Source organism: Streptomyces sp. NPDC034037, assembly GCF_055575715.1.
This window is the reverse complement of record NZ_JBVISC010000012.1, coordinates 180272-201532: the sequence shown is the minus strand read 5'-3', so window position 1 is coordinate 201532 and position 21261 is coordinate 180272. Positions and strand designations below refer to the sequence as shown.

Here is a 21261-nt window from a genome sequence, read left to right as displayed (position 1 = left end):
GACGACCGGGCGCGGCGCCCCGGATCCTCTACTGAGCCTTACCTCACAGACTCCGCCCGCCGGGTGCGTTCTACGCTGGTTGGCGCGTCGCCAATGGAGGCCGCGCCGCTGTCTGCCGAGTGAGGAATGGCCGCAATGTCCGTTAGCCCCCGCCCGCCCATCCCGGCGTTCGAGTACTCCGACCTGCTCCCCCTGGGAGAGGACACCACCCCCTACCGGCTGGTGACCTCCGAGGGTGTCTCCACCTTCGAGGCCGACGGGCGGACGTTCCTCAAGGTCGAGCCGGAGGCGCTGCGCACGCTCGCCGCCGAGGCGATCCACGACATCCAGCACTATCTGCGCCCCGCGCACCTGGCGCAGCTGCGGCGCATCGTGGACGACCCCGAGGCGTCGTCCAACGACAAGTTCGTGGCGCTCGACCTGCTGAAGAACGCGAACATCGCGGCGGCGGGCGTGCTGCCCATGTGCCAGGACACCGGCACCGCGATCGTCATGGGCAAGCGCGGACAGAACGTCCTGACCGAGGGCGAGGACGAGAAGGCGCTCTCCAAGGGCGTCTTCGACGCCTACACGAAGCTGAACCTGCGCTACTCCCAGATGGCCCCGCTGACCATGTGGGAGGAGAAGAACACCGGCTCCAACCTGCCGGCGCAGATCGAGCTGTACGCGACCGACGGCGGCGCCTACAAGTTCCTGTTCATGGCCAAGGGCGGCGGCTCCGCCAACAAGAGCTTCCTCTACCAGGAGACGAAGGCCGTCCTGAACGAGGCCTCCATGATGAAGTTCCTGGAGGAGAAGATCCGCTCCCTGGGGACGGCCGCCTGCCCGCCGTACCACCTGGCGATCGTCGTCGGCGGCACGAGCGCCGAGTTCGCCCTGAAGACCGCGAAGTACGCCTCCGCGCACTACCTGGACGAGCTGCCGTCCGAGGGCTCCCCGACCGGGCACGGCTTCCGGGACAAGGAGCTGGAGGAGAAGGTCTTCGAGCTGACGCAGAAGATCGGCATCGGCGCGCAGTTCGGCGGCAAGTACTTCTGCCACGACGTGCGCGTGGTGCGCCTGCCCCGGCACGGCGCCTCGCTGCCCGTCGCCATCGCCGTCTCCTGCTCGGCCGACCGCCAGGCCACCGCGAAGATCACCGCTGAGGGCGTCTTCCTGGAGGAGCTGGAGCGGGACCCGGCGCGCTTCCTGCCGGAGACGACGGAGGAGACCCTCAACGACGACGCCGAGTCGGCGGACGTGGTCGAGATCGACCTCAACCAGCCGATGGACGCGATCCTCGCCGAGCTGACCAAGCACCCGGTCAAGACCCGCCTGTCGCTCACCGGCCCGCTCGTCGTGGCCCGTGACATCGCGCACGCCAAGATCAAGGAGCGGCTCGACGCGGGCGAGGAGATGCCGCAGTACCTCAAGGACCACCCGGTGTACTACGCCGGTCCCGCGAAGACCCCCGAGGGCTACGCCTCCGGCTCGTTCGGGCCGACGACGGCCGGGCGCATGGACTCCTACGTGGAGCAGTTCCAGGCGGCGGGCGGCTCCAAGGTGATGCTCGCCAAGGGCAACCGCAGCAAGCAGGTCACCGACGCGTGCGACGCGCACGGCGGCTTCTACCTCGGCTCGATCGGCGGCCCGGCCGCGCGGCTGGCCCAGGACTGCATCAAGAAGGTCGAGGTCGTCGAGTACGAGGAGCTCGGCATGGAGGCGGTCTGGAAGATCGAGGTCGAGGACTTCCCGGCCTTCATCGTCGTGGACGACAAGGGCAACGACTTCTTCCAGGACCCGGCCCCCGAGCCAACGTTCACGCACATCCCGGTCCGGGGCCCGGGCCTGGCGTAGCGCGGGAAACCGGCGGGTGCGCCCCATGAGGGCGCACCCGCCAGGGGCGCGGGGCGCGGCGCGGCCAGCCGCGACGCGCCCGCGGAAGGACGGCCCCTCAGGCGAACCGCTGATTCGCCGTCCCCGCACACTTCTGCAGCCGCAACGGCTCCTTGGCCCCCGCCAGGGTCAGACAGAGCCCGCTCGCGGCAGCGGCCCGCACGGTCCCGGCCTCACGGACGAACTTCTGGTTGCCGCCCCCGTGGCAGTTCCACAGGACGACGGCGGCGCCCTCCTTGTAGGCGCCGTCGGGCACGTCGAGGCACCGGTCCTGGGTCAGCCCGGTGTGCAGGGACTGCCGGTCGCCGTCGTACCACCAGGTCTGGTTGCGGTTGCCGGTGCAGTCCCAGCCCTGGACCTTGGTGCCGTTGCGGCTCTTCGAGGCGTCGACGTCCACGCACGTCCCCGTGCCCTCGTTCCTCAGCGGCTTGTACGCGTCGTCCCAGGCGCCCTTGTACAGCTTCGGGCCGCCCGTGCTCGCCGGGTCGGCGCAGCCCGCCTCGCGGTAGCCCGACTCCTGGAGCTGCGTCAGGCAGGAGGCGAAGGCGGCGTGGCCGCGGGCGTTGGGGTGGAAGGACTGGCGCACGGAGTTGGAGTCCGGCGGGAAGGGGTGGGTGACGTCCACGAAGAGGCCGCGCGCCCAGGTGTCCTCCATGCAGACCTCGTGGCCGTGGAAGAGGCGGGAGTTGTCGAGGTAGGTGGCGCCCGCCCGCCTCGCCGCCTCGCGCATGCCCGTCGCGAAGGTCGGCACCGCGTGGTTGCGGCCCCACTCGGTGTCCGAGTCGTAGCCGAGCCCGCCGCAGGCGAGCTTGCCCGGGAACGCGGGGTTGTCGCGGAAGTCCGGGCCGATCGGGCTCGGGTAGCCCATGGCGACGAGCCGGTAGTCGCCCTCCTGGTAGCCCGCGTCCCGCATGACCGTCCTCAGGTCGCGCAGGGACTGCTCGACCTTGGGCACGAGGGCGTCCACACGCGCCTGCCAGCCGTCGTGGTACTTGCCGGCGCACGGCCCCTGGCTCAGCAGGTAGCGGGTCACGCAGTCGGTCATCACCGGTGAGAACTGCAGGTCGTCGTTGGCGCCGACGACGAGCAGGATCGTCTTGATCCTGGTGTTGCGCGCCTTGATGGCGAGGTTGTCGCTCTGCACCAGCTCGTCGGCGTACTGCTTCTGGCCGCCGATCCTGATGTTGACCGTCTGGGCCCCGGAACAGGCCACGTTGTATGTCACGTCGGCGGGGATGCCGGTGCGGTGTATCGCGGCGTCCGGCGAGCGGTGGCACCAGTTGTCCGGGCCGTCGGTGCCCGGTTCGTACGTGCCGACGCCCTCCCCGGAGATCTCGCTGTCGCCGAGCGAGATCAGGCCCGTCTTGCGCTCCGCCATGGGGCGTTCGGCCGGGCCGCCGTACAGCTCGGTGGCCTCGGCCGCCCGGATCTTCTCCAGTTCGGGCGGAAGGGGCACCGCCGCCGACGTCCGGGCCCCGCCCCCGTCCGCCGCCTGCGCGGGTACGGCGGCCGCCGCGCCGAGCACGGTCGCCATCGCGGCGGCCGCCGCGAACGTCCCTCGCAGCCGGGCCCGTCCGCTGCGTCTGATGCGCTTCATCGCGCCTCCCCGGGTTGGTGTTACCCAGGGTTTTTACTGGTGGGTAGAGGTCTTGGGAATACCTGGAACAAGACAAGTGCTCAACTTTTCCGGGGCTTTCGACGGCCTCGGAGCGGAGAGGTAGGTTCACGGCATGACCAGCGACGCCAGCGACAGCGAGAACGGCACCGGCACCGGCGAGTACCGGATCGAGCACGACTCCATGGGCGAGGTGCGGGTCCCCGCCGGCGCCAAGTGGCGGGCGCAGACCCAGCGCGCGGTGGAGAACTTCCCCATCTCCGGGCAGCGCATCGAGCGCGCCCACATCGCCGCCCTCGCCCGGATCAAGGCGGCCGCGGCCAAGGTCAACGCGGGGCTCGGGGTGCTGGACGAGGACGTCGCCGAGGCCATCGTGGCGGCGGCGGAAGAGGTCGCCGAGGGGCGCTGGGACGCGCACTTCCCCGTCGACGTCTTCCAGACCGGCTCGGGCACCTCGTCCAACATGAACACCAACGAGGTCCTCGCCACGCTCGCCACCGAGCGGCTCGGGCGCCCCGTCCACCCCAACGACCACGTGAACGCCTCGCAGTCCTCCAACGACGTCTTCCCGTCCTCGATCCACATCGCGGCGACGGGCGCGGTCACCGGCGAGCTGATCCCGGCCCTCGACCACCTCGCCGCCGCCCTGGAGCGCAAGGCCGAGGAGTTCGCGGACGTCGTCAAGTCCGGGCGCACGCACCTGATGGACGCCACCCCGGTCACGCTCGGCCAGGAGTTCGGCGGCTACGCGGCGCAGGTGCGGTACGGCATCGAGCGCCTGGAGGCCTCGCTGCCGCGCCTGGCCGAACTGCCGCTCGGCGGCACGGCGGTGGGCACCGGCATCAACACCCCGCCCGGCTTCTCCGCGGCCGTCATCGCCGAGGTGGCGCGGGCCACCGGCCTGCCGCTGACCGAGGCGCGCGACCACTTCGAGGCACAGGGCGCCCGGGACGGCATCGTAGAGACCAGCGGGCAGCTGCGGACCATCGGCGTGGGCCTGACGAAGATCGCCAACGACCTGCGGTGGATGGCCTCGGGCCCGCGCACCGGCCTCGCCGAGATCAACCTCCCCGACCTCCAGCCCGGTTCGTCGATCATGCCGGGCAAGGTGAACCCGGTCATCCCGGAGGCCGCGCTGATGGTCGCCGCCCAGGTCACCGGCAACGACGCGACGGTCGCCGCGGCGGGTGCCGCCGGCAACTTCGAGCTGAACGTCATGCTTCCGGTCATCGCCAAGAACGTCCTGGAGTCGATCCGGCTGCTGGCCAACGTCTCCCGGCTGCTCGCCGACCGGACCATCGACGGCATCACCGCCAACCGCGAACGCGCCCGCGAGTACGCCGAGTCCTCGCCCTCCGTCGTGACGCCGCTGAACAAGTACATCGGCTACGAGGAGGCGGCCAAGGTCGCCAAGAAGTCCCTGGCCGAGCGCAAGACGATCCGCGAGGTCGTCCTGGAGGCCGGCTACGTCGACCGGGGCGACCTCACCAAGGAGCAACTGGACGAGGCCCTGGACGTGTTGCGCATGACCCGTCCTCAGGCGTGAAGGCTGTCGAGGGGCTCGGGACCGGCACCGAAGAGGCGTCTAATATCTGTCCATGACAGACCTCGACGGGAAGACGACGGACGGTGACGGTGCGGCGGCCCGGTGGGCCCCCGGCGACCACATCCTGTGGCGCTACCGGGAGAACGCCGGGGACCGCGTGCACATCTGCCGCCCCGTCACCGTCGTCCAGGACAGCCCGGACCTGCTCGCCGTGTGGATGGCGCCCGGCACCGAGTGCGTCAAGCCCGTGCTGGCCGACGGGACCCCGCTGCACCACGAGCCCCTCGCGACCCGCTACACCAAGCCGCGCGCGATCCGCAGGGACCGCTGGTTCGGCACCGGCGTCCTGAAGCTGGCGCGCCCCGGCGAGCCGTGGTCGGTCTGGCTGTTCTGGGACCAGGGCTGGCAGTTCAAGAACTGGTACGTGAACCTGGAGGAGCCCCGCGTCCGGTGGGCGGGCGGCGTCGACTCCGAGGATCACTTTCTGGACATCTCCGTGCGCCCGGACGGCAGCTGGCGCTGGCACGACGAGGACGAGTTCGCCGAGGCGCTGCGGGTGGGCCTGATGGACGCGGGAAAGGCCGCCGACGTGCGTGCGGCCGGGCGGGCCGCGCTTGACGTGATCCACGCGTGGGGGCCGCCGTTTTCGGACGGCTGGCAGCACTGGCGCCCCGATCCGTCCTGGGGCGTACCGCCCCTGCCGGATGACTGGGACCGTACGCCCGCGCGCGTGTCCTCATGAGACCCTTGATGCGCCCCCGTGGTTCAAACGTAGGATCGTCCTCCGCAAGGGCGCACAGTAACAACTCCGTGGGTTTGCGCGCTGTCTGACAGGAAGTCATCGAGGGGCGGCAGAACGTGAGCGAGGACCGCAGAGGCCAGGCCGAGGCCTTTGACGCCATCGGGCAGCAGTACGACGACGCCTTCGCGCGCAAGGAGGGCCAGCTCGCCGCCGGACGCGCTCTGGCCGACGCGCTGGCGCCCGGTTCCCGCGTCCTGGACGTGGGCTGCGGCACCGGTCTGCCCACTGCCCGGCAATTGGCCGAGAAGGGCCACTCGGTCCTCGGCACGGACATCTCCTCGGGCATGCTCGCCCTGGCCGAAAAGAACGTACCGGCCGCCGAGTTCCGGCAGATCGACATCGCGGACCTCACGGCCGAGGGGCCCGACGGCGTCGGCCGGTTCGACGGCATCACCTGCTTCTTCGCCCTGCTGATGCTGCCGCGCCGGGAGATCCCCGGGGCGCTGCGGCGGCTGCACGGCCTGCTGCGGCCGCGAGGCCTGATGGAGCTGTCCATGGTCGAGGCCGATCTGGACGACGCACCGATCCCGTTCCTGGGGCACACGATCCGGGTATCGGGATACCTGCGGGACGAACTGCGGCAGGTCGTGCGGGACGCGGGCTTCGAGATCACCGGCGAGGACACGTACTCGTACACTCCCGAGAGCACCGACGCCTCCCCGGGCCCGCAGTCCCGTGCGAGCAGGGAAGGCCCCAATCCGGAACATCAGATCTTTCTGCACTGCCGACGCGGCTGAGCGACGTGCAACGCTGGACGGCGCGCACGGCGCGCAGCCCCGGACGGACGGATTCAAGACGCGTGACGGAGCACCTCACCCCCCACGAGGGTCGCAAGGCACCAGCTGCCCGGCCGACCGCCCCCGCGGAGCCCCGCGGGGCGCTGCTGCGTTCCCGCGAGTCGCCACAGGGTGCGCGTGACACATCCCCGGGAGCATCGGTGCCGCCGACCAGTGAGCATTCCCAGCCGTCCGCCTCCGAGCCGGACCCGGGCCGGCCGCGGCCCGCCCCCGACGGCGTGCCGGCGCAGCCCGGTCCCGCGGGCCCGCCGGACGGCACGGAGCGCCGCACCGGTCAGCCGCGGCCCCCGGGCACCGGCCCGGCGGCGATGCGGCGCGACGGCGACCGGCTGCGCTTCGTGGGCGCCGCGACCCGGCGCATCGCCCGCGGCATCGACCTGGACGAGATCGTGATGGGCCTGTGCCGCGCCACGGTCCCCACGTTCTCCGACGCGATCCTCGTCTACCTGCGCGACCCGCTGCCCGTCGGCGACGAGCGGCCCACGGGCCCGCTGGTGCTGCGCCTGCGCCGCACCGACCGGCTGCGTTCCCTGGAGGAGGGCACCGAGGAGCAGCCCGGCGCCGAGGGCGGCACGCTGCCCACGCTCCAGGTGGTGCGGCCCGACGTCACCGATGTGACGGGCACCGCCGAGCTGTGCGAGGTGCGGCACGGCGGCGCGCTCGCCGAGGTGCTGCGCGGGGTGCGGCCGGTCTTCGCGGACTCGGCGGCGGCCCGGGCGGCGCTGCCCGAACTGCTCGGCGAGGGGCGGACCGTGCCGACCGGTCGGCGGGCCATCCTCGCGCCGCTGCGGGGCCGCCGCAGGGTGATCGGCGCGGCCGTGTTCCTGCGCCGCCCGGACCGCCCCGCGTTCGAGGCGGACGACCTGCTGGTCGCCGCCCAGCTGGCCACGCACAGCGCGCTCGGCATCGACAAGGCGGTCCTGTACGGCCGCGAGGCGTACATCGCCGACGAGTTGCAGCGCACGATGCTGCCCGAGACGCTGCCGCGCCCGACCGGGGTGCGGCTCGCCTCGCGCTATCTGCCGGCCGCCGAGACCGCCCGCGTCGGCGGCGACTGGTACGACGCGATCCCGCTGCCCGGCAGCCGGGTCGCCCTGGTCGTCGGCGATGTCATGGGGCACTCCATGACATCGGCGGCGATCATGGGCCAGCTGCGGACGACCGCGCAGACCCTCGCGGGGCTCGACCTGCCGCCCCAGGAGGTCCTGCACCACCTGGACGAGCAGGCGCAGCGGCTCGGCTCGGACCGGATGGCCACCTGCCTCTACGCGGTCTACGACCCGGTCTCGCACCGCATCACCATCGCCAACGCCGGACATCCGCCGCCGGTGCTGCTGCACCTGGGCGGGCGTGCCGAGGTGCTGCGGGTGCCGCCGGGCGCGCCCATCGGGGTGGGCGGGGTGGACTTCGAGGCCGTGGAGCTGGACGCCCCGGCGGGCGCGACGCTGCTGCTGTACACGGACGGCCTCGTCGAGTCCCGGCTGCGGGACGTGTGGACCGGCATAGAGCAGCTGCGCGAACGTCTCGCGGCGACCGCCCAGCTGACGGGCCCGGACCATCCGCCGCCCCTGGAGGCGCTCTGCGACGAGGTGCTCGACATGCTCGGGCCGGGCGACCGGGACGACGACATCGCGCTGCTCGCCGCCCGCTTCGACGGCATCGCGCCGAGCGACGTCGCGTACTGGTTCCTGGAACCGGAGAACGCGACACCGGCCCGCGCCCGCAGGCTGGCCCGCAGCGCGCTGGTCCGCTGGGGCCTCGAGGAGCTGACCGACTCGGTGGAGCTGCTGGTCAGCGAGGTCGTGACGAACGCCGTGCGGTACGCGTCGCGGCCGATCACGCTGCGGCTGCTCCGTACGGACGTACTGCGCTGCGAGGTCGGCGACGACGTCCCGCAGCTGCCCCGGCTGCGCCAGGCACGCGCCACCGACGAGGGCGGCCGCGGCCTTTACCTGGTCAACAAGATGGCGCGGCGCTGGGGCGCCACGCGGCTGAGCACCGGAAAGGTGGTCTGGTTCGAAGTGAACCGGAGCTAGCGCGCACAGTGCCTCCGTACAGGGCACAGCGCCCGTACGGGGAAGGCGCCCGGAACCTCGAAGGTTCCGGGCGCCTTTCCTTTCGCCGTGCGCGGGGCGGCCGTCAGTCCCTGCGGGGCCCGCGGTCGTCGGGATCGTCGGGGATCTCGATCGTCTCCGTGGGAAGCGGCTCGTGCGTGGGCGGCTTGGACGACGGGCTCTGCGACGGCGGCTTGGACGACGGGCTCTGCGACGGCGGCTTGGAGGACGGGCTCTGCGTCGGAGGCTTGGACGTGGGGTCCTTCTCCGGCTTCGTCGGCGTGCTCGACGGCTTGGCCGGCTCCTTGGACGGCGTGGGCTCGGGGGGCGGCGCGATGGCCGCGCCCATGTTCGTGTCGAGGTCGAACTCGCTCGGCGAGCCCATCGCGTCGAACGTGTACGCCGCCCAGATCTCGGCCGGGAAGCTGCCGCCGTCGACGCGCGGCCGGCCGCCGGCGCCCTTCATGGAGACCTGCTTGTTCTTCTCGGGGGTGCCGGGGGCGCCCTCGCCGAACAGGCCGACGGAGGTGACCAGCTTCGGCGTGTAGCCGGTGAACCAGGCCGACTTGTTGTCGTCGGAGGTACCGGTCTTGCCGGCGACGTCCTGCGCGGGGTTGCGCACCGCGTGGCCCGTGCCGTCGTCGACCACGCCGGTCAGCACGGAGGTCAGCGAGTCGGCGGTGCCGCGCTTGACCACCTCCTCGCCGATCGGGTCGGGCAGGTCGATCGTGCGGTCCTTGTGCTCGACGGAGCCGACGAGGGCCGGGGTGACCTTCTTGCCGTGGTTGTCGAGCGTGGCGTAGACGCCCGCCATCTCCAGCGGGCTCGCGCCCATGGAGCCGAGGGTCTGGGCGGGTACGGCGGGCAGGCCCTTGACGTCCATGCCGAGCTTGCCGGCCGTCTCCATGACCTTCGGCATGCCGACGTCCACGCCCATCTGCGCGAAGACCGAGTTGATGGACTTGTTCATCGCCTTCTGCACGGTGACGGGACCGTAGTCGACGTGGTCCTCGTTGGGCGGTGCGAAGGCGACGTCGCTGCCCCGGACCGGGCGCCCGCTGGTGCCGTCGTAGACGGTGCTCGCCGTGATCGGCGTGCCGTCCCGGGTGGTGGCGCCCTCCTCCAGGGCCGCGGCGAGGATCAGCGGCTTGAAGGTGGAGGCGGGCTGGTAGTCGCGGCGGGTGGCGTTGTTCGTGAAGTGCTTCACGTAGTCCTCGCCGCCGTACATGGCGAGCACCTTGCCGGTCTTCGGGTCGACGGACGCCGCGCCCGCCTGGACGCGGGCGTCGGCCTTGTTGTGCTTCCGGTCGAGCTTGTCGTTCAGCTTCCTGTCGACGGCCTGTTCGAGCTGCTTCTGCTTCTTGGGGTCGATGTTCAGCGTCACGGTGTAGCCGCCGGCCTCGAACTCGGCCTCGCTGAGGCCGCTGTTGCGCAGGACCTCCCGCTTGGCCTCCTCCACGAGGTAGCCGATCTGTCCCTCGCGGCCGGGCGGGGGCTTGGGCGGCTCGGGCGTGGGGAAGACGAGTTTCGCCCGCTTGCCCGCGTCGAGCCAGCCCTCCTCGACCATGTTGTCCAGGACGTAGTTCCAGCGCTGCTTGACGAGCTTCCTGCCGGTCGGCGTGGCGGAGGTCCAGTCGTACTGGCTCGGGGCCTGCAGGAGGGCGGCGAGATAGGCGCCCTGGTCCACGTCCAGCTTCTTGGCGTCGATGCCGTAGTACGCCTGGGCGGCGGCCTGGATGCCGTAGGCGCCGCGGCCGTAGTAGCTGGTGTTGATGTAACCCGCGAGGATGTAGTCCTTGCTCTTCTCGCGGTCCACCTTCAGCGAGATGACCAGCTCCTGCAGCTTGCGGCTAACGGTCTGGTCCTGGCTGAGGTAGTAGTTCTTCACGTACTGCTGGGTGATCGTCGAGCCGCCCTGCTTGCCCTTGCCGGTCACCGTGTTGAGCACACCGCGGGCGGTGCCCTTGAAGTCGACGCCCTCGTCCTTGTAGAAGGACTTGTTCTCGGCGGCGACGAAGGCCTTCTGGACCGGCTTCGGGACCTTGGACAGGTCGACGATCTCGCGGTTCACGTCACCGGTGCGGGCGATGACGTCGCCGTTGCTGTACCGGTACACGTTGCTCTGCATCTTCGCCGCGGCATTCCCCTGGGGAATGTCGACGACCATGTACAGGATCACGAAACCGAGTATGCCGAGCAGGCAGAACCCGAGGAACGTCCCGAGGAGCTTCTTCCAGGTGAAGAAGCGGCGTATGCCGGTGCGCTTGCCGCCGGACGGGCGCCCGCGCGCTGCCCTGCGGGCACCGCGCGTCCGCGCTTGTCGTTCTTCGGCTCGGCCCATGACTGAGAGTGCTCCGCTTCCGTCTCGTACGAGCCGTACGCCTCGTACGTCCCGTCTTCTCACTGGCAAGTCAGCTTGTCTTTGGTCAGCTCATGAAGCTAACACCGCACCTGGGGACAAAGGTCATCCGATCCGGTCTTTTGCGGACGTGACAATGAGCACCCGCCCTTAGGAACCGACGTTTTCCGGCCCCGGAAGGTTGCCCTCTTCTCGCACTCGTGATCTCCGGGAGAAATGCGGGAGCCCGCTCTACACGGGGCGTATACATCGCACGTATACACACGATGTAGAGTGCTCGGCATGTCCATTGGCCACACCCTTCTGGGTCTTCTGGAGTCCGGTCCCCGGCACGGCTACGACCTCAAGCGCACCTTCGACGCGAAGTTCGGGCACGACAAGCCGCTGCACTACGGGCAGGTCTACTCGACCATGTCCCGCCTGCTGAAGAACGGCCTCGTCGAGGTCGACGGCATCGAGGCGGGCGGCGGTCCCGAGCGCAAGCGGTACGCGATCACCGAGGCCGGCATCACCGATGTCCAGCGCTGGCTCGCCACCCCCGAGAAGCCGGAGCCCTACCTCCAGTCGACCCTCTACACCAAGGTCGTCCTCGCGCTCCTCACCGACCGCGACGCCGCCGAACTCCTCGACGTGCAGCGCGCCGAACACCTGCGCCTGATGCGCGCCCTCACCGACCGCAAGCGCAAGGGCGACCTCGCCGACCAGCTCATCTGCGACCACGCGCTCTTCCATCTCGAAGCCGATCTGCGCTGGCTGGAACTGGCCGCCGCGCGTCTCGGCAGGCTCGCCCAGGAGGTGCGCCCCGCATGACCCCCGCAGGTTCCCTTCTCACGGCGCGCGCACTGCGCAAGGCCTACGGACCCACGACCGCCCTCGACGGCGCCGCCTTCTCCATCCACCCCGGCGAGGTCGTCGCCGTCATGGGCCCCTCGGGCTCCGGCAAGTCGACCCTGCTGCACTGTCTCGCCGGGATCGTCCGCCCCGACGAGGGCTCCATCACCTACGACGGCCGCGAACTGACCGGCATGCCGGACGCGGCGCTCAGCGCGCTGCGCCGCGGCGAGTTCGGCTTCGTCTTCCAGTTCGGGCAGCTCGTGCCGGAGCTGACCTGCGTCGAGAACGTCGCCCTGCCGCTGCGGCTCAACGGCGTGAAGCGCAAGGACGCCGAGGCGGCCGCCCGCACGTGGCTGGAGCGCCTGGAGGTCGACGACGTCGCCGCCAAGCGCCCCGGCGAGGTCTCCGGCGGCCAGGGCCAACGCGTCGCCGTCGCCCGCGCGCTCGCCCCCGGCCCGCGCGTCGTCTTCGCCGACGAACCGACCGGCGCCCTCGACTCGCTCAACGGCGAGCGCGTCATGGAACTGCTGACCGACGCCGCCCGCTCGACCAACGCCGCCGTCGTCCTGGTCACCCACGAGACCCGGGTCGCCGCCTACTCCGACCGCGAGGTCGTCGTGCGCGACGGCAGGTCGCGCGACATGGAGCCCGCCCTATGAGCCGGGCCACCCGCGCCGGGGCACGCACCGCGCCCCCTCCGCCGGCCGCCCCGGCGGGCAGCCGCGGCGTGCTCCACGACCTCGCCCTGGGCATACGTTTCGCCGTCGGCGGCGGCCGTGAGGGCTGGACCCGCACGATCCTGACCGCCGTCGGCGTCGGCCTCGGCGTGGCCCTGCTGCTCGGCGCGTCCTCCGTGCCGAACCTGCTGCAGAACCGTGAGAACCACACGGCGGCCCGCTCCGGCGACGACTTCTCCGGCAGGCCCACCGAACGGAGCGACTCCACCGTCCTCCAGCGGGACGCCCCGACCGACTTCCGCGACTCCACGGTGGGCGGCCGCGTCCTGCGCGCCGAGGGCCGGCACCCGGTCCTGCCGCCCGGCCTGAAGAAGATCCCGGCGGACGGCGAGATGGTCGTCTCGCCCGCCCTGCGCGACCTCCTCGACAGCCCCGAGGGCGCCCTGCTGAAGGAGCGCTTCAGCGCCTACCGCGTCGTCGGCACCATCGGCGACGCCGGCCTGGTCCACCCCCAGGAGCGCTACTTCTACGCGGGCTCCGCCGCCCTGACCCAGGCCAAGGGCGGCCACCGCGTCGCCGAGTTCGGCCACCAGGAGCCCGCCGAACCCTTCGACCCGCTGCTGGTCGTCCTCGTCGTCCTGATGTGCGTGGTCCTGCTGACCCCGGTCGTCATCTTCATCGGCACCGCCGTCCGCTTCGGCGGCGAGCGGCGCGACCGGCGCCTCGCCGCGCTGCGCCTGGTCGGCGCCGACGCCCGCACGGTGCGGTGGATCGCGGCGGGCGAGGCCCTGTGCGGCGCGCTGCTCGGTCTCGCCGTGGGCGGTGTGCTGTTCCTCGCCTCGCGGCAGCTGGTCGGCACGGTCGACATGTGGCAGATCAGCGCCTTCCCCTCCGACCTGACGCCGGTGCCCGCGCTCGCCGCGCTGGTCCTCGCGGCGGTCCCGGTCACCGCCGTCGCCGTCACGCTGATCTCGCTGCGGGCGGTGTCCATCGAGCCGCTGGGCGTGGTCCGCAGCGCCAAGGTCCGCAGGCGCCGGCTGTGGTGGCGCGTGCTGATCCCGGTCCTCGGGCTCGGCATCCTGCTGGCCTCGGGACGCGCCGGGGGCGACTACGCGCCACCGGTCCTCGGCATCGGCGCGGGGGCGACCCTGACGCTGGTGGGCCTCGCGGCGCTGCTGCCCTGGCTCGTCGAGGCGAGCGTGTCCCGGCTGCGCGGCGGCCCGGTGCCCTGGCAACTGGCCGTACGACGGCTTCAGTTGAGCAGTGGCACGGCGGCCCGCGCGGTGAGCGGCATCACGGTCGCGGTGGCCGGCGCGGTCGCCCTGCAGATGCTGTTCGGCGCGATGCACGACGACTTCAACCGGGTGACCGGGGTGGACACCGCCCGCGCCAAGATCTCCGTGCGCGCGGACGTCGGCGACGCCGCGCTCGCCGACGAGATGATCGAGGGGTTCCGTGCGACCAAGGGTGTCAGGCGGGTCATCGCCACGGTGAGCACGTACGCGGTCAAGCCCGGCAAGCTCGCCGGCGAGAACCCCATGCGGCCCACCACGGAGCTGACCGTCGGCACCTGCGCGAACCTGCGCGAGCTGGCCCGTATCGGCGACTGCCGGGACGGCGACACCTTCGTCGTGCACACCGGGGACAAGGAGATGAACCGGTGGGTGGACCAGTCGGCCCGCCCCGGCAAGCAGCTCGACCTGAACCCCGTGAGCTGGGACGAGCCCGGCCACCGGCACCAGCTGTGGACGCTGCCCGCCGACGCGCGCGAGGTCCGCGCCCGGCCCGACCCGGGCGGCGAACTCCACGACGGCGTCTACGCCACTCCGGGCGCCGTCGAGCGGGCCAAGCTGGTCGACGCCTCGACGAGCGCCATGATCCAGATCGACCCGGACGTCCCGGACGCCGAGGAGTACGTCCGCAACACCGCGGCCCGCCTCGACCCGTTCCTCGGCGTGATGACGCTGCGCGAGGTCGAGCGCGACCAGCAGTACGCGACCGTGCACACCGGCCTCCAGGTCGGCGCGCTGGCGACGATGACGCTCATCGCGGCCTCGATGCTGGTGTCGATGCTGGAGCAACTGCGCGAGCGCAGGCGCCTGCTGGCGGTGCTCAGCGCCTTCGGCACGCGGCGCGGTTCGATGGCGTGGTCGGTGCTGTGGCAGACGGCGATCCCGGTCGTGGTGGGCCTCGCGCTCGCCGTCGTGGGCGGCCTGAGCCTCGGTCATGTGATGGTCCGCATGATCCGGAAGTCGGTCACCGACTGGTGGCTGTTCGTGCCCCTGACCGCGGCGGGCGCCGTGCTGGTCGCCCTGGTGACGCTGCTCAGCCTGCCGCCGCTGTGGCGGATGATGCGGCCCGAGGGCCTGCGCTCGGAGTAGCCCCGTGCGGCAGGCGGCTGTCGCCGGTGCGGGTCACACCACCCGCACCGGCAACGGCCGCACCGCCCCCCGCAGGGCCTGCGCCAGCTCCTCGTACTCGGCGGCCCGCGCGGCGCCCGTCCGCATGGCGAGCGCGATCCGCCGGGTCGGCGCCGGGTCGGCGAAGTACCCGGTGAGCAGCTGGTTGCTGCGGCTGGTCTCCACGCGCACGGCGGTGCGCGGCAGCAGCGTCACCCCGAGTCCGCCGGCGACGAGCTGGACGAGCGTGGAGAGCCCGGCGGCGGTCGTGGTCACGGGGGCGTCCGCGCGGCCCGCCTCCCGGCAGATGTCCAGCGCCTGGTCGCGCAGGCAGTGCCCCTCGTCGAGCAGCAGCAGGTGCAGCTCCTTCAGCGCCTCGCGGGGGATGCCCTCGCGGCCGCCGAGCCAGTGGTCGAGCGGCGTGACGAGCACGAAGTCCTCGTCGAAGAGGGGCAGCTCCGTCACCCCCGGGACACCGAGCGGCACCGCGAGCAACAGCAGGTCGAGCCGTCCGGCCGTGAGCCCGTCGAGCAGCGAGGAGGTCTGCTCCTCGTGCACCTGGAGGTCCAGGTCCGGGTAGGTCTCGTGGACGAGCGCGATCACCGTCGGCAGCAGGTACGGCGCGACGGTCGGGATCACGCCGAGGCGCAGCGCCCCGGTGAAGGGCGCCTTGACGGCGTCCGCCTCCTCCAGGAGCGCCTCGACCTCGCCGAGGACGGCCCTGACCCGTACGGCCAGGCGTTCCCCCGCCGAGGAGAGCAGTACCTTGCGGGTGGTGCGCTCCAGGAGCTGGACCCCCAGGGCCTCCTCCAGGGCGGCCACGGCGCCGGAGAGCGCGGGCTGGCTCATCCCGATCGCGGCGGCCGCGTCCCTGAAGTGCAGATGTTCGGCCACCGCGGCGAAGGCGCGCAGCTGCGCCAGGCTGGGCTGCCTGCCGCCGTTCTGCCTGCCCCTATTTATGGCTCTCACTGATAGCCACCTCCGATCAACACGACCCACTCTAGCTATTTCCCTAATCAATGCCCCCTGTGCCACCATCGGCATCAGTCCAACCCCCCAGGAAACTCCTCAAAAGGGCGTTTCTCTGTCGCAAGGAGTACGTGTGCTCACTGTCGGTGACAAGTTCCCCGAGTTCGACCTGACCGCCTGTGTCTCCCTGGAGAAGGGCGCGGAGTTCGAGCAGATCAACCACAAGACCTACGAGGGCAAGTGGAAGATCGTGTTCGCGTGGCCCAAGGACTTCACCTTCGTGTGCCCGACCGAGATCGCCGCGTTCGGCAAGCTGAACGACGAGTTCGCCGACCGTGACGCCCAGATCCTCGGCTTCTCCGGTGACTCCGAGTTCGTGCACCACGCCTGGCGCAAGGACCACCCGGACCTGACCGACCTGCCCTTCCCCATGCTGGCCGACTCCAAGCACGAGCTCATGCGTGCCCTCGGCATCGAGGGCGAGGACGGCTTCGCGCAGCGCGCCGTCTTCATCGTCGACCAGAACAACGAGATCCAGTTCACGATGGTGACCGCCGGTTCCGTGGGCCGTAACCCCAAGGAGGTCCTGCGGGTCCTCGACGCCCTGCAGACCGACGAGCTGTGCCCCTGCAACTGGAGCAAGGGCGACGAGACCCTCGACCCGGTCGCGCTGCTCTCGGGCGAGTGAACGGGAGCTACTGACATGGCACTCGACGAACTGAAGTCCGCCGTACCGGACTACGCCAAGGACCTGAAGCTCAACCTCGGCTCGGTCATCGGCAACAGCGACCTGCCGCAGCAGCAGCTGTGGGGCACCGTGCTGGCCTGCGCCATCGCGTCCCGCTCCCCGCGGGTGCTGCGCGAGCTGGAGCCCGAGGCGAAGGCGAACCTCTCCCCCGAGGCGTTCACCGCCGCCAAGTCGGCCGCCGCCATCATGGCGATGAACAACGTCTTCTACCGCACGCGCCACCTGCTCTCCGACCCGGAGTACGGGACCATGCGCGCCGGTCTGCGGATGAACGTCATCGGCAACCCGGGCGTGGAGAAGGTCGACTTCGAGCTGTGGTCCCTCGCGGTCTCCGCGATCAACGGCTGCGGCCAGTGCCTGGACTCGCACGAGCAGGTCCTGCGCAAGGCCGGCGTCGACCGCGAGACCATCCAGGAAGCCTTCAAGATCGCCGCCGTCATCCAGGCGGTCGGCGTCACGCTGGACTCCGAGGCCCACCTCGCCTGATCACCAGGCACAGTCGGCCCAGAACACGGAAAGGGGCCCGGAACCTATGGTTCCGGGCCCCTTTCCGTGCGCCTTCGTCCTATTGCTGCGGCGGCGGGTCGGAGGCGGAGACCTCCGTGGCCGTGGCGCCCCGGGGCCGCGGCGCCTGCTTCAGCGCGGCCTCGCGGGAGTACGCGCGCAGATAGCCGACGACCGTGTTCGTGACGGCGACCAGCGGGACCGCCACGACCGCTCCGCCGATCCCGGCGACCATGCCGCCCGCGGCGACGGAGAGGATCACCGCCAGCGGATGCACCCGCACCGCGCGGCCGAGGATGAACGGCTGCAGGATGTGCCCCTCGATCTGCTGCACCGCCAGGACCACCAGCAGCGCCATCACCGCGGTGAACACGCCCTGCGTCACGAGCGCGACGACGACCGCGAGGGCGCCGGAGACCACGGCGCCGACCAGCGGCACGAACGAGGCCAGGAAGATGATGACGGCCAGCGGGACCGCCATCGGCACCCCGAGGAAGTAGATGCCGAGGCCGATGAAGATGGCGTCGATCATGGCCACTATCACCGTGCCGCGCACATAGGCGGTGAGCGTGCGCCACGCCCTCGGGCCCGCGCCGGCGATGCCCGGCCGCGCCTGGGCCGGCACCAGCTTGAGGAACCACTGCCAGATGCGCCGGCCGTCGTACAGCAGGAACAGCGTCGAGAACATCGCGAGCAGGATGCCGGTCAGCGCCTCGACGATGACCGTGACGCCTTCGAGGCCCGCGGAGGTCAGCTCCTCGGTGTTGGCGCCGACCGCGTCACGCAGACTCGTGGCGATGTCGTTGATCTGGTCCTCGGTCACGTGGAAGGGGCTGTTGAGCAGCCACTTGCGCAAGTCCTCGATGCCGTCCTGGACCTGCCCGGACAGCTTGTCGGCGTTCTCCATGACCTGCCAGACCACGAACCAGCCGACCAGGCCCATGATGACGAAGCCGAGGATCGCCGTGACCGCGGTCGCCAGGCCGCGCGGCAGACCGATCCGGCGCAGCCGGGCCACCGTGGGCTGGAGCAACGCGGTGATCAGCAGCGCGGCCACGAAGGCCAGCACCACGAGCTGCACCGCGCTGATGACCTTCATCAGGACCCAGAGCGTGCCCGCGAGGACCAGCAGCCGCCAGCCGGCCTCGGCGGCGACCCGCATCCCCCACGGCACGGCCGCCGCGGGGTCGGGTCTGGCCGCCACGTCCGGTGCGTACGCGGGCGGCGGCGGCACCTGCTCGTGCTCCGCGCCCGGCACGTCGTCGGACTCGTCGGTGTCCTTGTCGCGCTGCTCGTTCAACTTCTGGCCCACCTCGCTCAGTCCGGCTCCCAGCCGGCCGAGCCACCCTGGCATTCGCGACATGATCCGTCCTCTACCCCCGTCTTTCCCCACCACTCCCCCCGCGGCTGTCCGCACCGACCGTACACGGGAGAGACCCCCCACCGAAGGACGGTGGAGGGTCTCCCGAGTCGAGCGCGGTACGGCCGCCGATCGTGGCCTAGTACCAGTGGTTGTTCTGCCAGAAGCCCCAGGCGCCGCACGGGCTGCCGTAGCGGTCGTTCATGTAGTTCAGGCCCCACTTGATCTGCGTGGCCGGGTTGGTCTGCCAGTCGGCGCCCGCCGAGGCCATCTTGGAACCGGGCAGCGCCTGGACGAGGCCGTAGGCGCCCGAGGAGGCGTTGGACGCCTTGTAGTTCCACGTGGACTCGTGGTTGACGATGTTGCTGAAGCACTGGAACTGGTCGCCGGGGACCATCTGCCGTGCCATCGCCTGGACCTGGGCGACCGTGTAGGAGCCCTGCGGCGAGAAGTCACCGGCGTCGCGGGTGGAGGAACGGCTGGCCTTGGTCTCGGCCTTCTCCTCGCGCTCCTTCTCCTTCTTCGCGGCGGCCTTCTGCGCCTTCTCGGCCGCCTCCGCCTTCTCCGCGGCCTTCTGCTTCTCGATCGCCGAGGCGGCGGCCTGCTTGCGGGCCTCCTCCGCGGCGGTCTTCTTGGCGGCGGTGTCGGCGGCCATGGCCTGCGCGTCGGCCTGCTGCGTCAGGGACGCGGTCTGAACCTGGGCCTGCTGGCCCGAGGGGATCTCTGCGAGGAGGGTCGCGTCGCTCGCCGCTGCCTCGAAGTCGTTCGAGTTCGAGGGCTGGGTGTTGCCCGAGGCGACACCCACGACGGCTCCGACGGTGGTGACCGCGGTGGCGGACGCCACGGCGAATCCCCGGACCGAAATCCGGCTCACACGGTTTCCTTCCAGCATCGCCCGCATAGGTGACCTCGCGGACGCAATCGTGCCCCTGGCGCTGGCCTCCGCTTGCGATCGGTCACGGGAGGCGCGGGCCCGGTGGACAACTCCCCCAAGGGGAGCGCCGCGTGGTGCTCGGGCGGCATGCGACGGCCACTATGAAGTTCTGGGGTTCAGTACCGCTGGGGGTACAGGTGTGTCGCATGCGGGGCCTGACAGGACTGAGACTCTGCCCCAGCCGGACACCGCAAGGCAATTCTCCGTTGCGTGGGAAAGCTCACACCCCGTTTGCCCCAGGAGTTTTTCGGAAAGAGGCGCGCACGACAACGCCGCCCGGCTAGGCTCCTTGGCTTCACCGGACGGCGTCAATTGCCGGGCATACAGCGTGAACTGACTCAGATGTGACCGTCCTCCAGCATTTCGGTCACCAGGGCCGCGATCTGCGAGCGCTCCGAACGGGTGAGGGTCACGTGTGCGAAGAGCGGATGCCCTTTCAGTTTCTCCACGACGGCCACCACGCCGTCGTAGCGCCCCACTCGGAGGTTGTCGCGCTGGGCGACGTCATGGGTGAGGACGACCCGGGAGTTCGCCCCGATGCGGGACAACACCGTCAGCAGGACGTTCCGCTCCAGGGATTGGGCCTCGTCGACGATCACGAACGCGTCGTGCAGCGAGCGGCCGCGGATGTGGGTGAGCGGCAGCACCTCCAGCATGCCGCGCGCGGTGACCTCTTCGATGACCTCCTTGCCGGCCACCGAACCGAGCGTGTCGAAGACCGCCTGCGCCCAGGGGCCCATCTTCTCGGCCTCGGTGCCGGGCAGATAGCCCAGTTCCTGGCCGCCGACCGCGTACAGCGGGCGGAAGACCATCACCTTCTGGTGCTGTCTGCGCTCCAGGACGGCCTCCAGGCCCGCGCAGAGCGCGAGCGCCGACTTGCCGGTGCCGGCGCGGCCGCCCATCGAGACGATCCCGATGTCGGGGTCCAGGAGCAGATCGAGCGCGATCCGCTGCTCGGCGCTCCTGCCCTTGATGCCGAAGACCTCCCGGTCGCCGCGCACGAGCCGGACGTTGCCCTCGGCGGTGACGCGGCCGAGGGCCTTGCCCCGCTCGGACTGGATGGTCAGGCCGGTGTGGACGGGCAGGTCGGCGGCCTCGGGCACGTACAGGTGGTCCTCCTCGAAGAGGAGGTCCACCTGCTCCGCCGTCAGGGCCAGTTCGGACATGCCGGTCCAGCCGGAGTCCGTGATGGCCAGTTCCGCGCGGTACTCCTCGGCGAGGAGCCCGACGGAGGACGCCTTGATCCGCAGCGGCAGGTCCTTGGAGACGACCGTGACGTCGTATCCCTCCGCCTGGAGGTTGCGCGCGACGGCGAGGATCCGGGAGTCGTTGTCCCCCAACCGGTAGCCGGCCGGGAGCACGCCGGGATCGGAGTGGTTGAGCTCGACGCGCAGCGAGCCGCCCAGGTCCCCGAGGGGGATCGGGGCGTCCAGGCGGCCGTGCCGGACGCGGAAGTCGTCCAGCAGGCGCAGGGCCTGCCGGGCGAAGTAGCCGAGCTCCGGATGGTGCCGCTTGGCCTCCAGCTCCGTCACCACGACGACGGGCAGCACGACTTCGTGCTCGTCGAAGCGGGTCAGGGCGTTCGGGTCGGCCAGCAGGACGCTGGTGTCGAGAACATAGGTGCGCCTGTCGGGCATGCGGCGCTTTGTGCTGGTCACCACGGAAGGACGTACCCCCTCGGATGAGGTCGGGGAGCGACGGGAGGGAATCCGGGCGGACTGGCGGGTGTGATCCAGGCCGGACGCGGCCGCGATGCGCGGGCCGAGCGCCGGCCCTCCACGTCGCCCG

At 71.1% G+C, this 21261-nt stretch carries 16 protein-coding genes; 10 read left to right on the top strand and 6 right to left on the bottom strand.

Features of this window, described 5'->3' with window-relative positions; translation table 11 throughout:
• The first annotated feature begins 159 nt into the window (after window positions 1-159).
• Entirely contained in the window at window positions 160-1836 is a 1677-nt protein-coding gene (locus tag ACZ516_RS31725) for a fumarate hydratase (protein WP_358589897.1), read from the top strand.
• Between the two features lie 97 nt (window positions 1837-1933).
• Here ACZ516_RS31725 and ACZ516_RS31720 read toward each other — a convergent pair whose 3' ends face one another.
• Complete coding sequence (locus tag ACZ516_RS31720) at window positions 1934-3472, bottom strand: ricin-type beta-trefoil lectin domain protein (protein WP_467464482.1); 1539 nt, start codon at window positions 3470-3472, stop codon at window positions 1934-1936.
• Window positions 3473-3605: 133 nt separating this feature from the next.
• On the opposite strand from ACZ516_RS31720, the gene ACZ516_RS31715 reads away from it, so the two are divergent.
• From ACZ516_RS31715 to ACZ516_RS31700, 4 genes are all read left to right on the top strand, one after another.
• Entirely contained in the window at window positions 3606-5036 is a 1431-nt protein-coding gene (locus ACZ516_RS31715; protein ID WP_361087504.1) for a class II fumarate hydratase, read from the top strand.
• Between the two features lie 52 nt (window positions 5037-5088).
• Window positions 5089-5778 carry a cytidylyl-2-hydroxypropylphosphonate hydrolase gene (gene fomD, locus ACZ516_RS31710; RefSeq protein ID WP_361087507.1) on the top strand — a complete coding sequence of 230 codons (690 nt, stop codon included), beginning with the start codon at window positions 5089-5091 and terminating at the stop codon, window positions 5776-5778.
• A 116-nt stretch (window positions 5779-5894) separates the two neighbouring features.
• Window positions 5895-6575 carry a class I SAM-dependent DNA methyltransferase gene (locus ACZ516_RS31705; protein ID WP_358581864.1) on the top strand — a complete coding sequence of 227 codons (681 nt, stop codon included), beginning with the start codon at window positions 5895-5897 and terminating at the stop codon, window positions 6573-6575.
• Window positions 6576-6637: 62 nt separating this feature from the next.
• Entirely contained in the window at window positions 6638-8671 is a 2034-nt protein-coding gene (locus tag ACZ516_RS31700; RefSeq protein WP_469013027.1) for a SpoIIE family protein phosphatase, read from the top strand.
• A 103-nt stretch (window positions 8672-8774) separates the two neighbouring features.
• Here the strand turns inward: ACZ516_RS31700 and ACZ516_RS31695 are convergent, their stop codons facing one another.
• The gene (locus ACZ516_RS31695; protein ID WP_469013024.1) at window positions 8775-11030 is read right to left on the bottom strand and encodes a transglycosylase domain-containing protein; all 2256 of its coding nucleotides are present in this window, start codon (window positions 11028-11030) and stop codon (window positions 8775-8777) included.
• A 300-nt stretch (window positions 11031-11330) separates the two neighbouring features.
• Between ACZ516_RS31695 and ACZ516_RS31690 the strand changes: the two genes are divergently transcribed.
• From ACZ516_RS31690 to ACZ516_RS31680, 3 genes are read left to right on the top strand one after another with little or no spacing between them, the layout of a single operon-like run.
• Window positions 11331-11858, top strand: a complete 528-nt coding sequence (locus tag ACZ516_RS31690; RefSeq protein WP_469013022.1) for a PadR family transcriptional regulator — start codon at window positions 11331-11333, stop codon at window positions 11856-11858.
• Window positions 11855-12541: an ABC transporter ATP-binding protein gene (locus ACZ516_RS31685; protein ID WP_358581874.1), complete on the top strand. Its 687-nt coding sequence runs from the start codon at window positions 11855-11857 to the stop codon at window positions 12539-12541. The genes ACZ516_RS31690 and ACZ516_RS31685 overlap by 4 nt, the downstream gene beginning before the upstream one ends.
• Window positions 12538-14940, top strand: coding sequence for an FtsX-like permease family protein (locus ACZ516_RS31680; RefSeq protein WP_469013018.1), 2403 nt, complete (start codon window positions 12538-12540; stop codon window positions 14938-14940). The genes ACZ516_RS31685 and ACZ516_RS31680 overlap by 4 nt, the downstream gene beginning before the upstream one ends.
• A gap of 33 nt (window positions 14941-14973) precedes the next feature.
• Here ACZ516_RS31680 and ACZ516_RS31675 read toward each other — a convergent pair whose 3' ends face one another.
• The gene (locus tag ACZ516_RS31675; protein ID WP_469013017.1) at window positions 14974-15927 is read right to left on the bottom strand and encodes a LysR substrate-binding domain-containing protein; all 954 of its coding nucleotides are present in this window, start codon (window positions 15925-15927) and stop codon (window positions 14974-14976) included.
• Window positions 15928-16060: 133 nt separating this feature from the next.
• Here ACZ516_RS31675 and ACZ516_RS31670 point away from each other — a divergent pair, with 133 nt between their 5' ends.
• Window positions 16061-16615 (top strand): peroxiredoxin, encoded by a 555-nt coding sequence (locus ACZ516_RS31670; protein WP_127909977.1) that lies wholly within the window; start codon window positions 16061-16063, stop codon window positions 16613-16615.
• A gap of 15 nt (window positions 16616-16630) precedes the next feature.
• Window positions 16631-17161: an alkyl hydroperoxide reductase gene (locus tag ACZ516_RS31665; RefSeq protein WP_358581880.1), complete on the top strand. Its 531-nt coding sequence runs from the start codon at window positions 16631-16633 to the stop codon at window positions 17159-17161.
• Window positions 17162-17240: 79 nt separating this feature from the next.
• Here ACZ516_RS31665 and ACZ516_RS31660 read toward each other — a convergent pair whose 3' ends face one another.
• The 3 genes from ACZ516_RS31660 to ACZ516_RS31650 all read right to left on the bottom strand — a co-directional run bounded on the left by ACZ516_RS31660 (window position 17241) and on the right by ACZ516_RS31650 (window position 21134).
• On the bottom strand, window positions 17241-18542 hold the full coding sequence (locus tag ACZ516_RS31660; protein WP_361087517.1) for an AI-2E family transporter: 1302 nt from the start codon (window positions 18540-18542) through the stop codon (window positions 17241-17243).
• A gap of 136 nt (window positions 18543-18678) precedes the next feature.
• On the bottom strand, window positions 18679-19413 hold the full coding sequence (locus ACZ516_RS31655; protein WP_467464472.1) for an aggregation-promoting factor C-terminal-like domain-containing protein: 735 nt from the start codon (window positions 19411-19413) through the stop codon (window positions 18679-18681).
• 398 nt (window positions 19414-19811) lie between these two features.
• Window positions 19812-21134, bottom strand: coding sequence for a PhoH family protein (locus ACZ516_RS31650; protein WP_469013012.1), 1323 nt, complete (start codon window positions 21132-21134; stop codon window positions 19812-19814).
• Between the last annotated feature and the right edge of the window lie 127 nt (window positions 21135-21261).

Excerpts from the sequence above, each read along its gene's own strand:
- ACZ516_RS31720 (WP_467464482.1), bottom strand. The coding sequence starts at position 3,472 with ATGAAGCGCATCAGACGCAGCGGACGGGCCCGGCTGCGAGGGACGTTC.
- ACZ516_RS31715 (WP_361087504.1), top strand. The coding sequence starts at position 3,606 with ATGACCAGCGACGCCAGCGACAGCGAGAACGGCACCGGCACCGGCGAG.
- fomD (WP_361087507.1), top strand. The coding sequence starts at position 5,089 with ATGACAGACCTCGACGGGAAGACGACGGACGGTGACGGTGCGGCGGCC.
- ACZ516_RS31695 (WP_469013024.1), bottom strand. The coding sequence starts at position 11,030 with ATGGGCCGAGCCGAAGAACGACAAGCGCGGACGCGCGGTGCCCGCAGG.
- ACZ516_RS31690 (WP_469013022.1), top strand. The coding sequence starts at position 11,331 with ATGTCCATTGGCCACACCCTTCTGGGTCTTCTGGAGTCCGGTCCCCGG.
- ACZ516_RS31685 (WP_358581874.1), top strand. The coding sequence starts at position 11,855 with ATGACCCCCGCAGGTTCCCTTCTCACGGCGCGCGCACTGCGCAAGGCC.
- ACZ516_RS31680 (WP_469013018.1), top strand. The coding sequence starts at position 12,538 with ATGAGCCGGGCCACCCGCGCCGGGGCACGCACCGCGCCCCCTCCGCCG.
- ACZ516_RS31665 (WP_358581880.1), top strand. The coding sequence starts at position 16,631 with ATGGCACTCGACGAACTGAAGTCCGCCGTACCGGACTACGCCAAGGAC.
- ACZ516_RS31660 (WP_361087517.1), bottom strand. The coding sequence starts at position 18,542 with ATGTCGCGAATGCCAGGGTGGCTCGGCCGGCTGGGAGCCGGACTGAGC.